The organism is Rhodoferax sp., assembly GCF_044236835.1.
Classification (GTDB): Bacteria; Pseudomonadota; Gammaproteobacteria; order Burkholderiales; family Burkholderiaceae_C; genus Allorhodoferax.
On record NZ_JBIIGC010000007.1, the window covers coordinates 53,330 to 73,134 of the forward strand.

The 19,805-nt window shown below is 61.9% G+C and carries 17 protein-coding genes; 11 read left to right on the plus strand and 6 right to left on the minus strand.

The window, feature by feature from the left end:
- Positions 1–31: 31 nt before the first annotated feature.
- Positions 32–1,210 (minus strand): murein transglycosylase A, encoded by a 1,179-nt coding sequence (locus ACILRC_RS06655; protein ID WP_395668574.1) that lies wholly within the window; start codon positions 1,208–1,210, stop codon positions 32–34.
- Here ACILRC_RS06655 and ACILRC_RS06660 point away from each other — a divergent pair.
- Complete coding sequence (locus tag ACILRC_RS06660) at positions 1,143–1,292, plus strand: hypothetical protein (protein WP_395668575.1); 150 nt, start codon at positions 1,143–1,145, stop codon at positions 1,290–1,292. The genes ACILRC_RS06655 and ACILRC_RS06660 overlap by 68 nt on opposite strands.
- Here ACILRC_RS06660 and ACILRC_RS06665 read toward each other — a convergent pair.
- Positions 1,287–2,102: a carbon-nitrogen hydrolase family protein gene (locus ACILRC_RS06665; RefSeq protein WP_395668576.1), complete on the minus strand. Its 816-nt coding sequence runs from the start codon at positions 2,100–2,102 to the stop codon at positions 1,287–1,289. The two genes, ACILRC_RS06660 and ACILRC_RS06665, sit on opposite strands and share 6 nt — an antisense overlap.
- On the minus strand, positions 2,099–6,214 hold the full coding sequence (locus ACILRC_RS06670) for a YhdP family protein (RefSeq protein WP_395668577.1): 4,116 nt from the start codon (positions 6,212–6,214) through the stop codon (positions 2,099–2,101). Before ACILRC_RS06670 ends, ACILRC_RS06665 begins: the two co-directional genes overlap by 4 nt.
- A 27-nt stretch (positions 6,215–6,241) precedes the next feature.
- On the opposite strand from ACILRC_RS06670, the gene glnE reads away from it, so the two are divergent.
- Positions 6,242–8,971, plus strand: coding sequence for a bifunctional [glutamate--ammonia ligase]-adenylyl-L-tyrosine phosphorylase/[glutamate--ammonia-ligase] adenylyltransferase (gene glnE / locus ACILRC_RS06675; protein ID WP_395668578.1), 2,730 nt, complete (start codon positions 6,242–6,244; stop codon positions 8,969–8,971).
- 20 nt (positions 8,972–8,991) lie between these two features.
- Here glnE and ACILRC_RS06680 read toward each other — a convergent pair whose 3' ends face one another.
- Positions 8,992–9,486, minus strand: a complete 495-nt coding sequence (locus ACILRC_RS06680) for an adenylyltransferase/cytidyltransferase family protein (RefSeq protein WP_395668579.1) — start codon at positions 9,484–9,486, stop codon at positions 8,992–8,994.
- A 38-nt stretch (positions 9,487–9,524) separates the two neighbouring features.
- On the opposite strand from ACILRC_RS06680, the gene ACILRC_RS06685 reads away from it, so the two are divergent.
- Positions 9,525–10,754: an HD-GYP domain-containing protein gene (locus ACILRC_RS06685; RefSeq protein WP_395668580.1), complete on the plus strand. Its 1,230-nt coding sequence runs from the start codon at positions 9,525–9,527 to the stop codon at positions 10,752–10,754.
- On the opposite strand, the gene ACILRC_RS06690 is transcribed toward ACILRC_RS06685, so the two are convergent.
- Positions 10,737–11,606 (minus strand): ferritin-like domain-containing protein, encoded by an 870-nt coding sequence (locus ACILRC_RS06690; protein ID WP_395668581.1) that lies wholly within the window; start codon positions 11,604–11,606, stop codon positions 10,737–10,739. The two genes, ACILRC_RS06685 and ACILRC_RS06690, sit on opposite strands and share 18 nt — an antisense overlap.
- 172 nt (positions 11,607–11,778) lie before the next feature.
- Between ACILRC_RS06690 and ACILRC_RS06695 the strand changes: the two genes are divergently transcribed.
- The 8 genes from ACILRC_RS06695 to ACILRC_RS06730 all read left to right on the plus strand — a co-directional run bounded on the left by ACILRC_RS06695 (position 11,779) and on the right by ACILRC_RS06730 (position 19,107).
- Positions 11,779–13,071: an NAD(P)/FAD-dependent oxidoreductase gene (locus tag ACILRC_RS06695; RefSeq protein WP_395668582.1), complete on the plus strand. Its 1,293-nt coding sequence runs from the start codon at positions 11,779–11,781 to the stop codon at positions 13,069–13,071.
- Positions 13,068–13,925, plus strand: a complete 858-nt coding sequence (locus ACILRC_RS06700; protein WP_395668583.1) for a DUF1365 domain-containing protein — start codon at positions 13,068–13,070, stop codon at positions 13,923–13,925. The genes ACILRC_RS06695 and ACILRC_RS06700 overlap by 4 nt, the downstream gene beginning before the upstream one ends.
- 17 nt (positions 13,926–13,942) lie before the next feature.
- Positions 13,943–15,205, plus strand: coding sequence for a class I SAM-dependent methyltransferase (locus ACILRC_RS06705; protein ID WP_395668584.1), 1,263 nt, complete (start codon positions 13,943–13,945; stop codon positions 15,203–15,205).
- A 144-nt stretch (positions 15,206–15,349) separates the two neighbouring features.
- On the plus strand, positions 15,350–15,859 hold the full coding sequence (locus ACILRC_RS06710; protein ID WP_395668664.1) for a chalcone isomerase family protein: 510 nt from the start codon (positions 15,350–15,352) through the stop codon (positions 15,857–15,859).
- 22 nt (positions 15,860–15,881) lie between these two features.
- Positions 15,882–17,300, plus strand: a complete 1,419-nt coding sequence (locus ACILRC_RS06715) for an MFS transporter (RefSeq protein WP_395668585.1) — start codon at positions 15,882–15,884, stop codon at positions 17,298–17,300.
- Positions 17,297–17,833, plus strand: coding sequence for a DUF3833 domain-containing protein (locus tag ACILRC_RS06720; protein ID WP_395668586.1), 537 nt, complete (start codon positions 17,297–17,299; stop codon positions 17,831–17,833). Before ACILRC_RS06715 ends, ACILRC_RS06720 begins: the two co-directional genes overlap by 4 nt.
- A gap of 15 nt (positions 17,834–17,848) precedes the next feature.
- On the plus strand, positions 17,849–18,628 hold the full coding sequence (locus ACILRC_RS06725) for an SDR family NAD(P)-dependent oxidoreductase (protein ID WP_395668587.1): 780 nt from the start codon (positions 17,849–17,851) through the stop codon (positions 18,626–18,628).
- Positions 18,625–19,107, plus strand: coding sequence for a nuclear transport factor 2 family protein (locus tag ACILRC_RS06730; protein WP_395668588.1), 483 nt, complete (start codon positions 18,625–18,627; stop codon positions 19,105–19,107). Before ACILRC_RS06725 ends, ACILRC_RS06730 begins: the two co-directional genes overlap by 4 nt.
- 21 nt (positions 19,108–19,128) lie before the next feature.
- Here ACILRC_RS06730 and ACILRC_RS06735 read toward each other — a convergent pair whose 3' ends face one another.
- Complete coding sequence (locus ACILRC_RS06735) at positions 19,129–19,743, minus strand: glutathione S-transferase N-terminal domain-containing protein (RefSeq protein ID WP_395668589.1); 615 nt, start codon at positions 19,741–19,743, stop codon at positions 19,129–19,131.
- Between the last annotated feature and the right edge of the window lie 62 nt (positions 19,744–19,805).

Below are 19,805 nucleotides of genomic sequence, written 5' to 3' on the forward strand. Positions count from 1 at the left end.
GATATGGTTCGGCATAGTAACGTGATCTGACCTACTTGGGCCACAGCACCCACATCTGCAAAGGCTGGCGCAAACGGCCAGCCAAATCGGCCGCCGCGCCGTCCCAGCCGGCGAAATAGTCAGCTCGCACCGCTCCAACAATGGCGCTGCCTGTGTCTTGCGCCAGCACTAGGCGCTGCACCGTAAGCTGGGGACCGGCAGTGGTCAGCCAGACTGGGGTTCCGTAAGGGATGCTGCCGGGGTCGACTGCGATGGAGCGCCCTGGTGTGAGCGCCACACCTTGGGCCCCCTTGGGACCAAACTCGGCGTCAAAGTCGGTCATGGCCTCTTCCTTAAAAAAGACCACCCGTGGATTACTCCACAAAAGCTCCTGCTCTCGTTGCGGGTTGGTGGCCAGCCAGGCCTTGATGCCGGGCCAAGACGCGTCCCTGATTAAGCCCTGGTCCAGCAACCAGCGACCCACGCTGCGGTAGGGCTGGTCGTTGGTGCCCGCGTAGGCCAGCCGCACCAAACGTACAGAGCCATCGGGCTCGGTGAGATGCAGCCGCCCCGAGCCCTGGATCTGCAGCACCAACGCATCCACCGGGTTGGCCAGGTAGGCGATTGCGCGGCCTTGCAGCGCCGCTTGTGCCTGGGGCAAGGTGTCGATCTCGTTGCGGGTATACCAAGCTTGGCCTGCAACCCAGTTCAGTGGCGTCTGGTACAGCGGCACTTGGAACTGGGGCGTGGCAATGCGGCTGGCTTGCAGTTGCGGCTCGTAATAGCCAGTAAGAAGGCCACTGCTAGCGCCTTGCAGACCCTCAACCCGGTAGGGTTGAAGCTGCAGGCGCATCCAGTCGCGTTGCGCCTGGTCGGTGGCGATGCTCAGGCGGCGCACATCACCACACAACGCAATCCACGGCTCGCGAGGACGTTCGCAGCTCTTGAGCCAAGCGTTCCAGGCCTCAAACAAGTTGTCTTGGGTGAAACCGGGCAGATCGTCCCAGTCCACCGCGACCCAACGGCTCTTGGCCTGCATGCGGCTGTCCGCCGGGGCCGCAGTCACGGGGTCGCTCGGCGTGGGGGTATCTGCGGTCACGCTGGCGCAGCCCACCAGCGTTCCTACAATCGCGACCAGTTTCCACCAACGCAAACACCCCCGAATGACACTGCTGCTGCTTGAGGCCCTGGGTGCCGGGTTGATCTTCATCTTCATTATTTGGTGGACCATGTTCTCGGGCCGCAATAAAGGCGAACCGCCGATCCATCAGGAAGACAACCCGACCCACGTAGACGAGGACAAGCGCTCATAGCAGCCGATGGGACAGCGCAGGAAGCTGGCTACGCCGCTGCGCAACATCTGCGGCATCGAGCTCCGCCAAAACCACGCCCGGGCCCTGATCCTGGCTGGCGAGCACCTCTCCCCACGGACTGACCAACATCGACTGGCCCCAGGTCTGTCTGCCACTGGGGTGTACACCGCCTTGTGCAGCGGCCAGAACAAATGCAAGGTTTTCGATTGCCCGGGCGCGCAGCAACACCTCCCAATGCGCTTGGCCGGTGGTGTACGTGAACGCAGAAGGAACCAAGAGCAGGTCCGCACCAAGAGCGGCATATGCCCTGTAAAACTCAGGAAAACGCAGGTCGTAGCAGACGCTCAAGCCCAGCTGCCAGGTATGGCCATCGCGCGAAGGCAGCGCAAACTGGGTGGGCGCAGCACCAGGGTCCAGAACGCGCGATTCGTCGTAACACTCGCGCCCATTGTCGAACCGAAACAAGTGCATCTTGTCGTAGCGCGCCACACACGCACCCTGCGGGTTGTATACCAAGGTGCTGTTGAACACCCGCTGCGCTGTGGCGCCGCTCAATGGCAGGGTGCCAGCCACCAGCCAAACACGATGTTTGCGTGCCGCATCGGCCAAAAACTGCTGTATGGGCCCCGCGCCAAAGGGCTCCTGAATGGCCAACTTGTCGGCATCGCTGTGGCCGATCATGCAAAAGTACTCGGGCAGCACCACCAGCTCAGCGCCCTGGGTTGCCGCCTGTGCGATCAGCCCGTGGGACTGCGCCAAGTTGTCGGCAACCACGCCAGTAGAGACCATTTGCAGTGCGGCGGCTTTCATGGGAAGCTTCCTTGAGGGGGTGCCGGGGGTGCGGCGGATTTGCGTTCGACTTTTGTCACACGGGGTTCAAGCCAGGTGCCGTCAATCTGGAACTCTAGGGTGTTGGCCTCGATGAGCGGACGACGCAGCACCAGTTGTGCCAAGAAGGTCGTCAGGCCCACCAAGGGGTTGATCGTGGAAGCCAGCAGCGAGGCACTTCCGGCGTTGATTTCCGGTACGACAACCACCTTGATCTGCTGCGTTTCCTTGACGGTGTCGGCCTGACCCTCCATCAGCACCGCCGCATTCACACCCTTCATCTGCAAGTTGTTGGTGCGAGCAGTGCCCTGCGCAACCACTACGTCGCCACGCACAAAGTCAAACGAAAAACCTTCCGAGAACACATCACGGAAGTCCAAGGTCAGGCGCCGTGGCAACGACTGCAAGCTCAATACACCCAACAATTTGGCAATGCCCGGATCTGCCTTAAGAAATTGGCCGTTCTCAATGCTCACGTTGAATCCCCCAGCGAGACTGGGAAGGTCCAGCGTGAGCGGTGAACCCTGCCAACCAATCTGTCCATCGATCTTGCCTTTGCCCTTGGCAACCACGTCGGGCATACCGAACCTAGCCAGTAGGCTGCCACTGTCGACAATATCGAGGGTGAAGTTCAGCGCAGTTCGTCGGCGCTCGCGTCCGCTTTGAGATGGCAACAACGCAGACTGTGGGTTCACATTGGCCCAGTTTCCATTCGCTGTGAATGTGGCCTCTGGTGTGCTGATATTGAAGCGGTTGAGACGCCACTCCCGGCTGGGGTCACGGGCGTTGCCGGTACCTATGTTGGTGGCTTGCACATCGATGCGGCCCAGCTTCTTGCCCCGCAATTCAAAGTCCTCAACCACAATGTCCAGCGCCGGAATGCTGGCGGGTTGCTGGTCCAGCAGGTTCTCCACATCCTGTGCCGCCGCCGGGTTGATGACCATACGTGCCAAACGCGCATACAAACGCCCCTGGGAGGGGCCAGAAGGTTGTCGGTACTCCACATAGCCATTGAGCTCTTTGGCATCGATATTGGCGCGCCACAACAAGCCTTCTCGCCCACCCCCCACCACCACATTGTTGAGGGTGCGCCCATAGAGCACCAGCGTGTTGGCGCGCACTGCCATCGTAGTGGGCAAATAGGCTTGTAACTCGGCACTGGTGCCACCCTTACCAGCCCCCCCGGAGAGCTGGGACAACACGCCCATCCAGGCGTCCACATCAAGCCGTGGCATGCTGAGATTGGCGGCCACACCCTCCTCAGGCAAGGGCGCCGACTCGTCGGCCGCAAGCCCAATGGCGATGGCACCGCGCAGCACCCTGCTTTGCGCACCTGCAAGTTCGCGCACATAACCCACGTTGGCGAGGCCTCCCAAGCCCAGCTGCCAGCGTTCCTGCACCCGGCCAGAGCTTGGCTGCGTACCCGCCACGACAGAAGATTCCAGAATCAAGGGCAAGGCTGTGCTGGCCTCTTTGGCCAGTGGCTCGGGCAGTGCCAATCCCATGCCCTGCAACGAACTGGTTAATCGCACCTCGGGCACACCTGACCGCAAGCCAAGGGTAAGGTTGTACGCTGCAGAGCCGGTCGCAAACTGGCCCAGGCGCTCCAAAGGTTCACCCGCTGTCGTCTGACGCAAACCCTCCGCCGTGGCGACGCCAGAGATACGCAGGGTGGGCATCACAGCAGACCGTTGGGGCAGCGCGCCCAAGCCCCCTTCGATGCGCACGTCGCCACCCAGTGCACGGGCTTGGGCTGATGCCACCGAAAAGCCGTGCTCATTGAAAGCAATCACTCCGCGGGCGCGTTGCAACCGCGGGTACTCCGGCGCGATCTGCACATCGTTGCCCGCCAGAGCGACAGTGCCTTGAACAGTCGCCTGATCAAGGTCGTCCAGGGGCAGGTTCAGCTTGAATCGGTAGTCGGCGGTGCCACTGCCCACCGTGGTTGCCAAAGCGCTACCGATCCACTGGCCAATGGGCGAGTTGTTGACAAACCCCAGCGCCTCTTGCAGCGGCCCTCGGGCTTCCGCATTGACGGCGACCACCGTGTCGCTGTACAGATTGGTGAGGGTCACTTCGCCCCGGGTCACTTGCAATCCCGGGCTGCCCGCAAGGTTAGCGCGCAGTCCCTTGATGGTCAGCGTATCGTGCTCTAGCTCCAAGACCGCCGAAGCCTGCGACAACGCCGGCCACGGTCGGCTCTCTTTGGGCAGGACGCGCGCTGGTGCGTAGGCGTACTGCATGTTTTGCAGGTTGGCGGTGATCCGGAACTCACCTTGGCTTGGGTTCTCGAACGGGAAGCTGTCGAGGTCACCGCGCAGCCTGAAGCGCACATTCGATGCGGTCCCGCCCAACAGTGCAGCTTGCAGATACTCGCGCGCCTGCACCTGCATGGTCAGGGGCAGGTACTTGGGCAGGGCCACAGAATCGAGCCGAACCAGGCTGCCCTGCAAATCCAGGATGCCGGCACCGTTGATTAGGTCTTGGTCCGACGACCTCCGTGCGACGCCTGCTGCCTTGGGTGCGCCGGTCCACTTGGCCTGCGCCTCGCCTTGGACGTCTGCGTTTGCAAACTGCAACCCTGCGACATCGACAACCCAACGGCCCGCGTCCTGGCGCCACGCCACGCTGGCCGTCACTTGGTCCAACGCCAAGCCTGGGCTGGCGAAGACTCCGGGCCAATCGAGTGCGCCATTGCGCAGAGCGACGCGGGCGCTGCCGCGGTCTTGGTTCAGGTCAAAGTCAATATCGGCCCCACGAAACCCCGGGGTGTAAGCACCGTTTTGGGGCGAGGCCCGCAGGCTGAGCTGGCCCACCCGCCCTTTGGCAGAAAACCGTTGCGGCCAGCCGCCAGTGCCTTGCCAACTTGCCTCGATCGTCTCCACCAATCCGCCCGGCGCCAGTGCTGCCAGTTGCGCGCGCACAGAGGCATCGAGCGCCAGCCGGTTGGCAATTTCGCGCAGTGCGACCAAATCCAAGCGGTCGGCCTTGAGGGTGCCACCAGCAGGCGAGCTGGGCACCGCACCGCCCGCCGACCCCGTGGCCTCACGCATCTGCACACGGACATTGCCACCAGGCCAGTTCAGGCCGTCACGGGTTGCGAAGGCCAGGCCCTGTGTGAAGTACTCAACCCCATCGGCAAGACGGACTGCGCCCAGGCGTCCAGCCATCTGGACGAAGTCCAATGCATCCAAGTTGGGCCGTACCCGCACCGACACATCCGAAAGGGCCACATCCAGCGTCGCATCCACCGGCTGCGCACGGTCGACCCGCACCCAAGCTCGCAATGCACCCCGGCCACTTGAGAGGTGGATGCCAAGGCCCAGCGATCTCTGCAGCTCGGCAAGATCGAGCGCGCTCGCATCGGCATACAACTGCCCACTCCATTCGCGCCAATTCCCATCCTGTAACGACCACAACGGTTGGCGAAACTCCCCCATGACCGTCAAGCGCGCGCCCCAACTAGCGGGCGGATTGGCGTCAACTCGCAGCGCATGGCGCAGATTCCGGTTGCGCAAAACCACGTTCACGTCGTCGAGTTGCACGGCCGCCAAGTTCTGAAGTTCGTCGGTCCAGCGCACAGTGCCATGCTGCAGCGCAAGCTCGGGTTGCGAAAAAAGCCAGTCCATCGCAGCCGAGCTCCCGGTCTGGTCTTGCGGTACCAAGAACCCAGCAACCCACAGCCGCCCGTCAACGGTCCTGCGAACGTCCAGCACAGGTCGCTCGACGTAGAGTTGCTCAAACCCCATGGACAGCACCGACCTTGGCGACAACGCTGCGATCACGGACGACAGATGCAGCGCCTCGCGGCCGGCTGGGTCAACCAAGCGCACGTCGCGCAAGGCAACCGAGGGAATCAGCCCATTGGACTGCGCTGTGATGGAACCAATGCGCACCGTCACGCCCAAAGTGGCACTGGCTTGCTGCTCTATCCACGGGCGAAATTCGCCGATTCGCGGCACAATCCAAAAGTGCAAGCCGCTCCAGACCACTGCCACCGTGATCCAAGCTGAAGCGAGAAGCCACAAGATCCACCGCACCGAGGTCGCCGCGAACCGCAACGGCAGCGAAGGTTTGGAAATCACATCAGTCATCGTGCAGTGTTCAATATGCAAGGAATTATGACCGGGCCACTTGACCCTCGCGTGATCCATGGTGGCTCAGACGGGTCCCGCTTTGCGCAGCGCGTACGCAGGCGTTATGGCCCGCACTTGGACTGGCTGGCTGCGGGTGTGCCAAACCGGGCCGCAATGCAGGCCTTGCTCAGACGCTTTGCACAGGAAGGCGAAGACACCGGCGCAGCACTGCGCATCCTTCGCCAGCTGGTGCTGGAGCGCTTGGTGGTGCTCGATTGCGACGCGCAAGTCGGCCTGGAAGATGTGACGCTGACCATGACCACGCTGGCCGAGCTGACCCTGGATGTGGCCTTCGAGGAGAGTAGTCGCACGCTCGACGCGCTGCACGGCGCGCCCTTGGGTCCCTCTGGTGAGCGAGCCCAGCTGTGCATTGTGGGCATGGGCAAACTCGGTGCGCGCGAACTCAATGTTTCCAGTGACATCGACCTGATTTATGTCTATGACCATGACGGTGAGACCGCCGGCAATGCGCAGCAGCGCAACAAGATCTCCAACCACGAGTACTTTGGCAAGCAAGTACGCGCCATCTACACCTTAGTGGGTGACACCACCGAACATGGATTCGTTTTTCGTGTCGACCTTGCTTTGCGACCCAATGGAAACTCAGGGCCCAGTGCGGTGTCGCTGGCTGCGCTGGACGAGTACTTTCAGGTGCAAGGGCGCGAGTGGGAACGCTTTGCCTGGCTCAAAAGCCGCGTGGTGGCGCCGTCCTGTGCCGTGCGCAGCGCCTGCGCGCAAGGGCTGCGTAGCGCGGTGGTTCCGTTCGTATTTCGCAAATACCTGGACTACAACGTATTCGATGCGCTGCGCGGCTTGCACCGGCAGATTCGCGACCACGCAGCCAAGCGCAGTGCCGGCCACCCAGAGCGGGGCAACGACGTCAAGCTCTCGCGTGGCGGCATCCGTGAGATCGAGTTCACGGTACAGCTACTCCAAGTGGTGCGCGGCGGTCAGTTTCCCGAGCTGCGCACCCGCCCAACTCTGAGCGCCTTGCAGCGCATCAGCAAGGCCGGCCTAATGCCACAGGCCACCGCCAACGACCTGGCGCAGGCCTACGACTTCTTGCGCCGGGTGGAGCACCGCATCCAATACCTGGACGACCAGCAAACCCATGTGCTGCCCACGGTGGACGCTGATGTCGCCTGGATTGCAGCCAGCATGGGCTGCCAAGACGCGCCGAGTTTTCTGGGCGAACTCGATGCCCACCGCGAACGGGTTGCACACGAGTTTGACGCACTGCTCGGTGGCGCCGGCAACGACTGCAAGGGCTGCGCCAGCAAGTCAAGCGCCGGCGAGGCAACCGACTTTGGTGTGCTGCTGGCGCATACACAGGGCAAGTTTCGCGAACGGCTGGCTGATTGGGCCGCGCACCCGCGGGTGTTGGCACTGCGTGAAGAATCGCGCGCGCGCCTGGGTCGTTTGGTTCTGCGCACCGCCCAATGGGTCGCGCAAGGTCAAGTAAGCGAAGATGCGGCGGTGCGACTGGCCGACTGGATCGAGCCGCTTTTGCGTCGCGAGAGTTACCTCGCCTTGCTACTTGAGCGCCCCAATGTGCACGAGCGCTTGCTGCGCATCCTTGGCACTGCACGCTGGCCGGCACGCTACCTGCTGAAGTACCCCGGCGTGATCGACGAACTGGCCGGCGGAACCATGCTCAAAGAGCGATTCGTGGCCGCTGAATTCGAGGCCGAGCTGGAGAGCAGGCGCAAAGCGCTGCAAGGCAGCGCTGAAGACGACGACGAGTCGCTTTTGAACCTGCTTCGCAGGGCCCACCACGCCGAGGTGTTTCGCACCCTGGCGCGCGACGTCGAGGGAAATCTCAGTGTTGAGCAAGTCGCTGACGACCTCAGCGCGCTGGCCGAGTGCATTTTGCGTACCACCGCGCGCTGGTGCTGGGAGCGCCTCAAGAACCGGCATCGCCCCGACCACCGCTTCGGCATCATTGCCTACGGAAAGCTTGGCGGGAAAGAGCTTGGCTATGGCAGCGACCTCGATATCGTGTTTGTATACGACGACGAAGATGAGCGCGCCGGCGAGGTCTACGCCGCCCTGGTGCGCAAACTCATCAACTGGCTGACGGTCAAAACTGGCGAGGGTGACCTCTACGAAATCGACACCGCGCTGCGGCCAAATGGCAACTCTGGCCTGCTGGTTACCAGCTTTGCCTCGTACGCCAACTACCAGCAACAGCGCGGCAGCAACACCGCGTGGACCTGGGAGCACCAGGCGATGACACGCGCCCGCTGCGTGCTGGGCGACGCGGCGCTTCAGTCGCGGTTTGAGTCGGTGCGAAACGCGGTTATCAGTACCGAGCGCGAACGTGCCAGCCTGCGCACAGAGATCGTCGACATGCGCGCCAAGGTTCGCAGCGCGCATCCAACCACGGCTGGCGGCACTGGCGCGGCCTTCGATGTAAAGCACAGCCCCGGTGGCATGGTCGATGTCGAATTCGCAGTGCAGTTTTTGGTGCTATCACAAGGAGCGCACCACCCGGAACTGCTGGCAAATGTGGGCAATATTGCGCTGTTGTTGCGCGCCCAAGCCTGCGGCCTGCTGCCTGCGCCCCTCGGTGAGCATGCCGCCCATGCTTACCGTTCGCTGCGGCAAATACAGCACCGCGCCCGACTCAACGAAGAGCCCACGCAAGTCGAACTCGCCCAGGTTTCCGTCGAACGCTCGGCCGGGCTGGCACTTTGGGACCACGTTTTTGGGTAGGCTCGCCGACAGCCTAGCCGTCAGTTCGACCGGATTTTTTGCACCAGCGCGGTGGTGGAGTAGCCCTGTACAAAGGGCAGCGCCAAAGCACGCCCACCCCAGCCTTCTACCAACGCCGTCTCGGGCAACTTGGCCATGTCGTAGTCGCCGCCTTTGACCAAGATGTCGGGGCGAATTTCACCAATGATCTGCAGCGGTGTGTCCTCGTCAAACCAGGTGACCAGATGCACCGATCCTTGCGACGCCATGACGATGGCGCGATCGGCTTCGCGATTGAGCGGGCGATCGTCACCCTTACCCAGTCGGCGCACCGAGGCGTCGGTGTTGAGCGCCACGATCAGGCTGGCACCCAGGGCGCTGGCCTGCGCCAAATACACCACATGGCCGCGGTGCAGCACATCGAACACACCATTGGTAAACACCCAAGGGCGCGGCAGACGGGCTAACGTCGGCCCCAGCGCATCACGCTCGCAGAGTTTGTTGAGGAACGCGGGGGGCAGGGTGTACTCGGACATAGTTGGGATGCTAGCAGGGGCATAATCTTCGGCACTCTATGAATTTGATCCCTGTCGACATCGACTCCATCCGACTAGGCCGCCCGCTGCCCTTCCATTTGGTGGACAAATCGGGGGTCTTGTTGGCGCGCAAGTCCTTTGTCGTGGAATCGCGGGAGGTACTGCAGGAGTATGCCGAGCGCGACGGTGGACTTTTCATTGACGGGGTGGACGCTGAGGCCTTGCAACGTGCCTACCTGGAGCAACTCCAGGCCATGTTGCTGGAGGACGCTCCCCTAGGAGAAATTGCAGAAGCGAAGTTGCGTCCAGAAAGCCTGCTAGCTCGCCAAACAGTTGATACACCGGATGCAGACTGGTACGACCTTCAAGTCCAAGCCAGCTTGCTGCTGCGCGAAACCCAGGCTGCCAGCTTTTCTGAGCGGCTCGCGCATCTGCATGAAGCGATTGGCCAGCAGCTGCGGCGCAACCCGGATGGTGCGCTGCTGGCTTTGGTGCAGCTGAGTTCGGCCGACACACGGATGTACAGCGCCACGCACGGCATGCTGGTGAGCGTGATGTGTGGTTTGGCTTCGCGCGAGGTGCTGGGGTGGCCCGCGCCGGTGGAAGACCTGTTGCGCAAGGCCGCCCTGACCATGAACGTCTCAATGACCGACTTGCAGGACCAATTGGCAAACCAATGGCACGCGCCCAGCGACGAGCAGCGCGACAGCATCCATGCCCATGCCGCCAGTTCCGAGGCGACGCTCACCCGCTTGGGCGTGAACGATTCCACCTGGCTAGGTGCCGTGCGTGACCACCACGCCCGATCCCCGGGGCTGCTGCGCGCCAAACCACCTGCACAGCGTCTTGCGCGGCTGATCCACCGTGCCGATATGCTGGCCGCAAAACTTGCCCCGCGCGCATCACGCAGTCCACTTGCCCCAGCGGTGGCTATCCAGGCCTGCTACTTTGATGAAAGCAACCAAGTCGATGAAGCTGGCGCAGCCCTGATTAAGGCAATTGGTATCTACCCCCCGGGCTCGTTTGTCAAACTGGCCAACCATGAGTTGGCCGTGGTCGTGCGGCGAAGCACCAACACCGCCACGCCACGGGTGGCGGCCGTCGTCAACCGCAGTGGCTTGCCAATCGCCGAGCCCGCGATGCGCGACACCCGGCAAGCGGAGTTCCGCATCATGGCTAGCATCCCGCGCCGTCAAGTGAAGGTGCAATTGCCGCTGGAGCGGCTGCTACCGCTCACCCTCCCGCAAGCCTCAGACCGGCTTGGCTAGGGCGGGTACGTCGGGCGCCAAGCCCATCTCGCGGGCCAGTTCTTTGCGGTATTTGTTGAGCTCTTGCACCGTGCCAAAGCTACGCTCCAAGAGCAAGCTCATGTTGTGCAGAATGCGGTCCACCACCTTGGTCTCCCAGGTGGCGTCAAAGTCGATTTGCTTGTCCAACCAATGCTCCAGCCACTCGGGGTTGGGCAGGCGGCTCTGTACCGTGTCGCGCGGAAACAGCGCCTTATTGACATGCAAATTGGTGGGGTGCAAGGCCTGGGCGGTGCGCCGGGCGCTGGCCATCAAAACACCCACTTTGGCAAAGGCGCTCTTGGCCTCAATGCCGCAGGTCTGGATGGCACGCTTCATGTACTTCAGGTAGGCGCCGCCATGGCGGGCTTCGTCTTGGCTCAAGCGGCCGTAAATGGCCTTGATGACCGGCTCGGTGTGCCATTCGCTGGCTCGGCGGTACCAGTGGTTCAAGCGAATCTCGCCACAAAAGTGCAGCATCAGGGTTTCCAGCGCAGGCGCTGGGTCGAACTCGAAGCGGACGTTATGCAACTCTTCTTCGGTGGGCACCAAGTCGGGCCGAAAGCGCCGCAGGTATTCCATCAACACAAGGGAGTGCTTTTGCTCTTCAAAAAACCAAATGGACATGAAGGCGGAAAAATCGCTATCGCCTCGGTTGTCCCGCAAAAACATCTCTGTGGCGGGCAGGGCCGCCCACTCAGTGATGGCATTCATTTTGATGGTGGTCGCCTGCTCATCTGAAAGATGCTTGGCCTCAAAACTGGCCCACGGGATATCATTTTCCATATCCCAACGGACCGATTCCAGTTGCTTGAATAGTTCGGGGTAGAGCATGCGAGCCTTTCGATGCGGGGCGATTTTAGTCCGGCTTTCCCGAGAGGCAGTGTCACTGCGATGACCCCTGTGCAAGCATGGAATGCGAGCGCCAGCGAACACGGCGTGGAAATGACTCATAAATGCGTTAAATTACCGTCCAGTCGCAAAATTACCAAGAAGTTTGTTTCGCATGAAAATCGCCATCGTTGGGTCGGGCATTTCCGGACTCGCAGTTGCCCACCGCTTGCACGGCCAAGCCGAACTGAGCCTGTTTGAAGCCGGGAGCTATTTTGGCGGCCACACCCATACAGTGGACATCACCCTGCCGACCGACGGCGGCCTCGTCACCCATGGGGTGGACACCGGTTTCTTGGTGTTCAACGAGCGCACTTACCCCAACTTGATTGCCTTGTTTGCCGAGCTGGGCGTGGAGACCGCCAAGTCCGACATGTCGTTTTCGGTGCAGGTGCCCGGCGTGAAGTCTGGCGCCGCACTGGAGTGGAGCGGCTCCTCGCTCAACACCGTGTTTGCCCAACGCAGCAACGCCTTCAACCCTCGTTTTCTTCGCATGCTGCGCGATGTGCTGCGTTTCAACCGGCTGGCCACCGACATCGCCGTGCGCAACGCCGAGAGCGAACTGAACCAGTCGCTCTCAGCATTTCTGGACCAGCATGCGTTTTCGACAGAGTTCAGAGACTGGTATTTTTTGCCCATGCTGGGCTGCATCTGGAGCTGCCCAACCGACCAAATGTTGAGATTCCCCGTGGCCACGATGGTGCGGTTTTGCCACAACCACGGCCTCATCCAGGTCAGCAACCGGCCACAGTGGTGGACGGTGCGCGGCGGCGCGCGCCACTACGTGGGCAAGATCATCGAGCGCATTGCCGACAAGCGACTGAACACCCCCGTGCAACACGTCGTGCGCGATGCCGATGGTGTTTGGCTCACAGCAGGCGGGCAAACCGAGCGCTTTGACAAAGCGGTGCTGGCCTGCCATTCCGACCAATCGCTGGCGCTGCTCCACAACCCCAGCGCAGCAGAGCGCGCGGTACTGGGCGCCATCCGCTACCAACCCAACGTGGCGGTGCTGCACACCGACACCTCGGTGCTGCCCCAGAAGCGCCTGGCTTGGGCTGCATGGAACTACCAGCGCGACGCCGGTGCTTCTACCGAGGCCCGCGTCTGCTTGCATTACCTGCTCAACTTGCTGCAGCCGCTGCCCTTTTCGCAAAGTGTGGTGGTCTCGCTCAACCCGGTGTCGCCGATCGCGCCAGAGCATGTGCATGGCAAGTTTGAGTACGCCCACCCCGTGTTTGACCAGGCGGCCATCGCAGCACAAATCCAGCTTGCGCCACTGCAAGGGCAGCAGCACACCTATTTTTGTGGCGCGTGGACCGGTTATGGTTTCCACGAGGATGGTCTCAAGTCCGGCCTGGACGTGGCCCGTCGCATTACCCAGAGCATGGGCGGAGCGGGCGCATGAGCCCACGCGCGGCAAACGCGACACCGAGCGCAGCTCCAAGCGCGCCTGGCGTATCCGCATCCTTTGCCCGCGACGACTGCGCGCCACCACCGCACAACCAGGCTTTGCTGGGTTTTGGTGAAGTTCGTCATTCGCGGCTCAAGCCGGTGCGCAACGCCTTTGTGTACGGCACCTATTTCCTGATGCTTCCGATGCGCAGCCTGCGACGCCATGGCCCAGGCGCGCTCGCATTCAACCGTACTGCTGCTCTGAGTTTTTTTGATGCCGACCACGGCGATGGACGCGGCCCGGAGCAAGGCGGGGCTCTGGCCTGGTTGGATGCGCTCCTGGCCTGCGAGGGCATCGACGGCGCCGATGGCGAGGTGTGGCTGCACTGCTATCCCCGGGTGCTGGGGTTCACCTTCAAGCCAGTGAGCTTTTGGTACTGCCACCGCCAAGACGGCAGCCTGCGCGCGATCGTGGTCGAGGTGAACAACACCTTTGGCGAGCGGCATTGCTACCTGCTCGATGCGCCACGCTTGGGCGCCGAGTTGTGCGCGACCAAGGCGTTCCATGTATCGCCGTTCTGTTCAGTTGAAGGTGGCTACCGTTTTCGCTTTATGGTCACGCCTGGCATGGGCCGCACCGTGGCACGCGTTGACTACGACGACGCGCAAGGACCGCTGCTGCAAACCAGTGTGAGCGGGACGCTGGTGCCACTGGACGCCCGCGCTGTGCGCAAGGCGCTGTGGGCCTATCCCGCGATGACCTTGGGTGTGGTCGCACGCATCCATTGGCAGGCTGTCAAACTCTTGCTCAAACGCGCGCCCTTCTTTCGCAAACCGGTACCGCCTACGAGCTTTACCACCCGATAGATTCTTAAGAGACTCGAATGAACCCAAACACGATGAGCGGCAGCCGCACGGATGCGTTTGCCTTGCCAGAAGGCGCACCGGGCGCTGCCCGCACTGTCTTCAAGCTCTTGCAAGGCCTGCGCCACGGCAGCCTAACGGTGCAAATGCCGGATGGGGCGATGCGGCGCTTTGGCGGCGAGTCGATGCCGCACGCCAGTTTGTCCTTGCACAACTGGAACGTATGCTCTGCAGCGCTCAAGTCCGGTGACATCGGCTTCGCCGAAACCTATATTGCCGGGGACTGGAGCACGCCCAACCTGCCGGAGCTGCTACGGGTCATGCTCAAGAACCGCAATGCGATTGACAGCATCGTGTTTGGCTCATGGCTGGGTCAACTCTTTTACCGCATCAAGCACTGGACCCACCGCAACACCCGCGCCAACAGCCAGAAAAACATCCACGCGCACTACGACCTAGGTAATGCGTTTTACCAACTGTGGCTTGACGGCACCATGAACTACTCGTCGGCACTATTCGATGGCGATCTGTCGCAGCCACTGGCCCAAGCTCAGAACGCCAAGGTGCGCCGCGCCCTGGAACAAGTGCAGCTGCAGCCTGGCGCGCGCATCTTGGAAATCGGATGCGGCTGGGGCGCCCTGGCGGAGATGGCGAGCACCGACTACGGCGCCCACATCACCGGTGTGACGTTGAGCACCGAGCAGCTGGCCTTCGCCCAAAGCCGGATGCAGCGCCTTGGGGTAGCAGACCGTGCCGATCTGCGGCTGCAGGATTACCGAGACATTGGAGATGCGCCGTTTGATGCGATTTGCTCCATTGAAATGATTGAAGCCGTAGGCCGCCAGTTCTGGCCCACCTACTTCCAAACCATTGCAAGCAAACTCAAACCCGGTGGGCTTGCCTGCATCCAAAGCATCGTGATCGACGACGCGCTCTTTGACCGCTATATCCGCTCGACTGACTTCATCCAGCAGTACATCTTTCCCGGTGGCTGCTTACCCAGCGCCCGCGAGTTCAATGTGCAAGCGAAGGCCGCTGGTCTGGAGGTGATAGACGCATTTGCGTTCGGCAAGGACTACGCCGAAACACTGCGCCGCTGGCGCGAGACCTTTCTGGCGCAGCGTGACGCCGTCTTGTCACTTGGGTTTGATGAGCGCTTCATCCGCATTTGGGAGTTCTACCTAGCCTACTGCGAGTCGGCGTTTGACGAAGGCAGCATCGATGTGCTGCAGTACACCCTGCGCAAACCGGCCGACGCGGCACAAATAGTGCAACCGCACTGATGCAGCACGCGCTTTGTGTTGTGATCCTCTGCGATGTGCGCTCCACCCCAACCCGCCATGCAAACCACGCCCGCCCCTGTGATCCGGCCATCTCGCCGAGCCGTACTTCGCGCCGCCGTCGTTCTGGTAACGCCCGGCTTATGCATGCGGCACCATGGTGCCGCACTGGCCCAGACTGCACCGCCACCCGAAGTGGCTGCGACTTTGCGAGAAGCTCAGTGGAGCGGGTCAGCCCGGCTACGATTTTTTGGGCTGTCTGTGTATGACGCCAACCTGTGGGTAGCGCCGAGTTTTCGGGCTTCCGCATACGCGCAGCATGCGTTCGCAATCGAATTGCGCTACTTGCGCCAACTCAAGGGTGCCGCGATTGCAGAACGTTCACTCACCGAGATGCGCCGCGTAGGCAGCATCGGCGCCGAGCAAGCCTCACGCTGGCTCGCGCGCATGCAAGAGGCGTTCCCAGACGTCGTCGATGGTGACCGCATCGTCGGCATACACACACCAGGCGTTGGAGCCCAGTTTTGGGTCAATGGCCAGCTGCGCGCCACGGTGGCGGACCCGGAATTTGCAGGCTACTTCTTCGGAATCTGGCTCTCCGAGTCGACCAGCGAGCCCGCAATGCGCAGTGCATTGCTCGCACGCGCCGCACCATGACACGCCGCTGGGCGCAATTTGCGTGAACCACCCCACTGACGCACTTGTCGAATCGGCGCTACCGTCGCCCGGCGACCAGGCCACCCCGCAAGCTACCTTTGGGTGGCGTGATGGGTGGCGCTACGGATTGCTCGGTTTCCCGCTGGCCTTTGTCGCGCTGCCGCTTTACGTGGTGCTGCCCAACCACTACGCTCGTGCGTACGGCATTCCTTTGGCCACTTTGGGCGCGGTGCTGTTGGCTGCGCGCTTGTTTGACGCCCTGGTGGACCCCTTGCTAGGGCGCCTGAGCGACCGGCTCTACCGCGGCTCGGTGCGTGTGGTGCTGGCCTGGGGTGCGGGCGCGGCGGTGGTTCTGGCCACTGGATTTGCGATGTTGTTTTTTCCACCCGTACAAAGCATAGGGCCGCTACTGATGTGGATGTCGGCCAGCTTACTGGTGACCTATGTTGCATTCAGCTTGCTAAGCATCCTGCACCAGTCGTGGGGCGCCATGCTCGGCGGGGATGAGGCCCAGCGTGGGCGCGTCGTGGCTTGGCGCGAGGGGCTGGGGTTGCTGGGCGTGATCCTGGCTTCGGTGGCGCCGGTGGCGCTGGGGCTGGGCGCCACTACGGGCTTGTTTGTAGTGGCCTTGGCCCTGGGCTGGTGGGCCTGGAGCCAGGCGCGCAGGCCCCATCTGTTTATCGGCGGATCAGGTCCTTCGTTCGCCCAGCTTAGTCCCGCTGCGTCGGACGCCAACCCGCACGACAAGGCGGCCTCGCCCGCAGGTGACGACGGCCAGAACCACGCCAATAGCGGCACCAATGGGTCGCTGTGGCAGCCATTTCGGTATGCCAACTTTCGTGCGTTGCTGGCGGTGTTTGTGGTCAACGGCATTGCCAGTGCGGTACCTGCCACCTTGATCTTGTTTTTTGTGCAAGACCGCTTGCAGGCGCCGGAATCCGCGCAACCTCTGTTTCTTGGCAGCTACTTTCTATGTGCTGCCGCCGGAATTCCGGGTTGGCTTTGGCTGGTGCGGCGCATCGGGTTGGCTAGGTCCTGGGGCGCAGGCATGCTGTTGGCGGTGGCGGTTTTCATTTTTGCGGCGCAATTAGGGGCCGGCGACACCACGGGCTTTTTGCTGGTCTGCATGCTTTCGGGTTTGGCGCTGGGCACCGACCTGGCGCTGCCGAGTGCACTGCTGGCAGGCGCCATCCAGACTAACGGGGACCGTGGGCGTGCCGAAGGTGCCTACTTCGGCTGGTGGAACTTTGCCACCAAGCTCAACCTCGCGCTGGCCGCGGGCGTAGCCTTGCCCGTTCTAGGTTTACTCGGCTACACCCCGGGTGCCCAAGACCCGCAAGCACTTCAAACCCTCACCCTGGCCTATTGCGTTTTGCCTTGCGCACTCAAGCTGCTGGCCGCAACACTTCTGTACACCCTCATCCTGCGAAAGACACCATGAAACGACGCCTGTTACTGACCGCCGCTGCGGCGACTGCCGCCCTCTCATTGGGCGGCTGTGCCTCCCAAAAAATTGAGGCTTATGCCAGCGAAAAACCACTGCTGGACCTGCAGCAGTACTTCAACGGCACGCTGGACGCCTACGGCATTTTCACTGACCGTTCGGGAGCGGTAGTCAAACGCTTTACTGTGGTGATGGAGTGCAGCTGGAGCGGCGCTGAGGGCGTGCTTGACGAGCGCTTTGTGTACTCTGACGGTAGCACCCAACGGCGCGTTTGGCGACTTACCAAACACAGCGATGGCCGCTACACCGGACGCGCCGACGACGTGGTGGGCGAGGCCTCGGGTCAGACCCGTGGCAATGCGTTTTACTGGACATACACCCTGAGTCTGCCAGTGGACGGCAAGGTGTATGAGGTGCAGTTTGACGACTGGATGTACCTGATGAGCGACAAGGTCATGCTCAACAAAGCCACCATGTCCAAGTTCGGTGTGCGCTTGGGTGAAGTGACCCTGGCTTTTACCAAACGTTGAGCCGAAGGCCGCACCATGGGATTTTTCTCCCCCTTGAACCCACCACAAGCCGATTGGCACGGCAAAACGGTGTGGATTGTCGGCGCCAGTTCGGGCATCGGCAGCGCCACCGCCAGCGCCTTGCATGCGCGCGGCGCCCACGTGGTGGTCTCGGCGCGCAATGCAGCGTCCTTGGAAGCCTTTGTGGTGCAGCACCCAGGCTGCACCGCGCTGGCACTGGACGCGACCGACCGCGCAGCCGTGCGTGCCGCCGCTGCGGCGCTGTTGGAACAAGGTCCGCTGGACTGCGTGGTGTACTGCGCCGGCCACTACACCGCCATGCGCGGCTTCGCCATGAACCTGGACGATGTACTGCGCCATGTGGATGTGAACTACAACGGCGCGCTGTATGTGCTGGACGCGGTTGTGGCGCCAATGGTGGCGCGGGGTCAGGGCCATATCAGTTTGGTCGGCAGCGTGGCAGGCTTTCGGGGGCTGCCCAACGCGCTGGCCTATGGACCCACGAAGGCGGCACTCATCAACTTAGCTGAGACGCTGTACCTGGATTTGAAAGGAAAGGGTGTTGGGGTATCCATCATCAACCCCGGGTTTGTGCAGACACCACTCACCGCAGGCAATACATTCAACATGCCCGCGTTGATCACACCGCAGCAGGCCGCAGTGGAGATTCTGCGCGGCTGGAGCCGCGGGGCATTTGAAATCCACTTCCCCAAGCGCTTCACCCTGTGGCTCAAGCTGTTGCGCATCTTGCCCAACCGTTTGTTTTTGTACCTGGTTGCCAAGGCCACCCTATGAACACCAACCAAAGCAGCGTAGTACCCGACGCGCAAGCCACCCCAGCCGAGTGCGCCACCGCGGTGGCCCAGGTGGTGCAGTTTTTTGAAACTTTGACGCCCGAGAGCGTGGCACAGTTGGCGCGCTGGTACGGCCCGGATGCACGTTTCAAAGACCCATTCAATGATGTGGTTGGCACCGTCGCGATTTCTGCCGTGTTTGCACACATGTTCAGCGCATTAGACCAGCCCCGCTTTGTCGTCACCGGCCAGGTGACGCAAGGTCTGCAATGCTTTCTGACCTGGGAGTTCCGCTTTTATTTCAAGAACTTTAAACAAGGCCAACCGCAAGTGATTCTGGGCGCGTCGCACCTCGTGTTCTCGGCACAAGGCCAAGTTGTTTTGCACCGCGACTACTGGGATGCAGCCGAAGAGTTGTACGAGAAACTACCGCTGGTGGGTGGTCTGGTGCGCTGGCTCAAACAACGCGCCAGCCGCTAACGCCCCAAGAACTGGGGCCGCTTAACGTGGCAAGGTGTCGGCAAAGCTGGGGCGTTGCGCCAGCTTGTCGTACAACTTAACCAGGTTGGGGTGTTCACTGCGCCAGTCCATTTGCGGGAAGCGAAAGTCCAGGTAACCCAACGCGCAGCCAACCGCTATGTCGGCCAGCGTCAGGTGGATGCCGGTGCAGTAGGGCTTTTCTGCCAGTCCGTGCGACATGGCCTGCAGCGCGTCGGTCACCTTGCGCATCTGGCGGTCAATCCAGGCCTGGCTGCGCTGCGCCTTGGTGCGCCCCGTCCAAGTAGCTTCGAGGCGGGCCAAGATGGACGCATCCAACACGCCATCAGCCAACGCCTCCCAGGTTTTGATCTCGGCACGCTCGCGGCCCACGGCCGGTAGGAGCTTGCCCACCGGCGACAAGGTGTCTAAATACTCCACGATCACGCGCGAATCAAACAGCGCTTCAGCGCCCTCCATGATCAGGCACGGCACTTTTCCCAAGGGGTTGGACTGCGCGATATTGGTACCCGCCGCCCAGACGTCTTCGGTGATGAATTCGTAGTCGAGTTTCTTTTCCGCCATGACCACGCGCACCTTGCGAACGTAAGGACTGGAATGGGATCCGATGAGTTTCATGGCTGCTTAGAAGTGTGACGTGGGATTCATTCTATCCACAGGGTGTGCGGTCTGTATCAGTC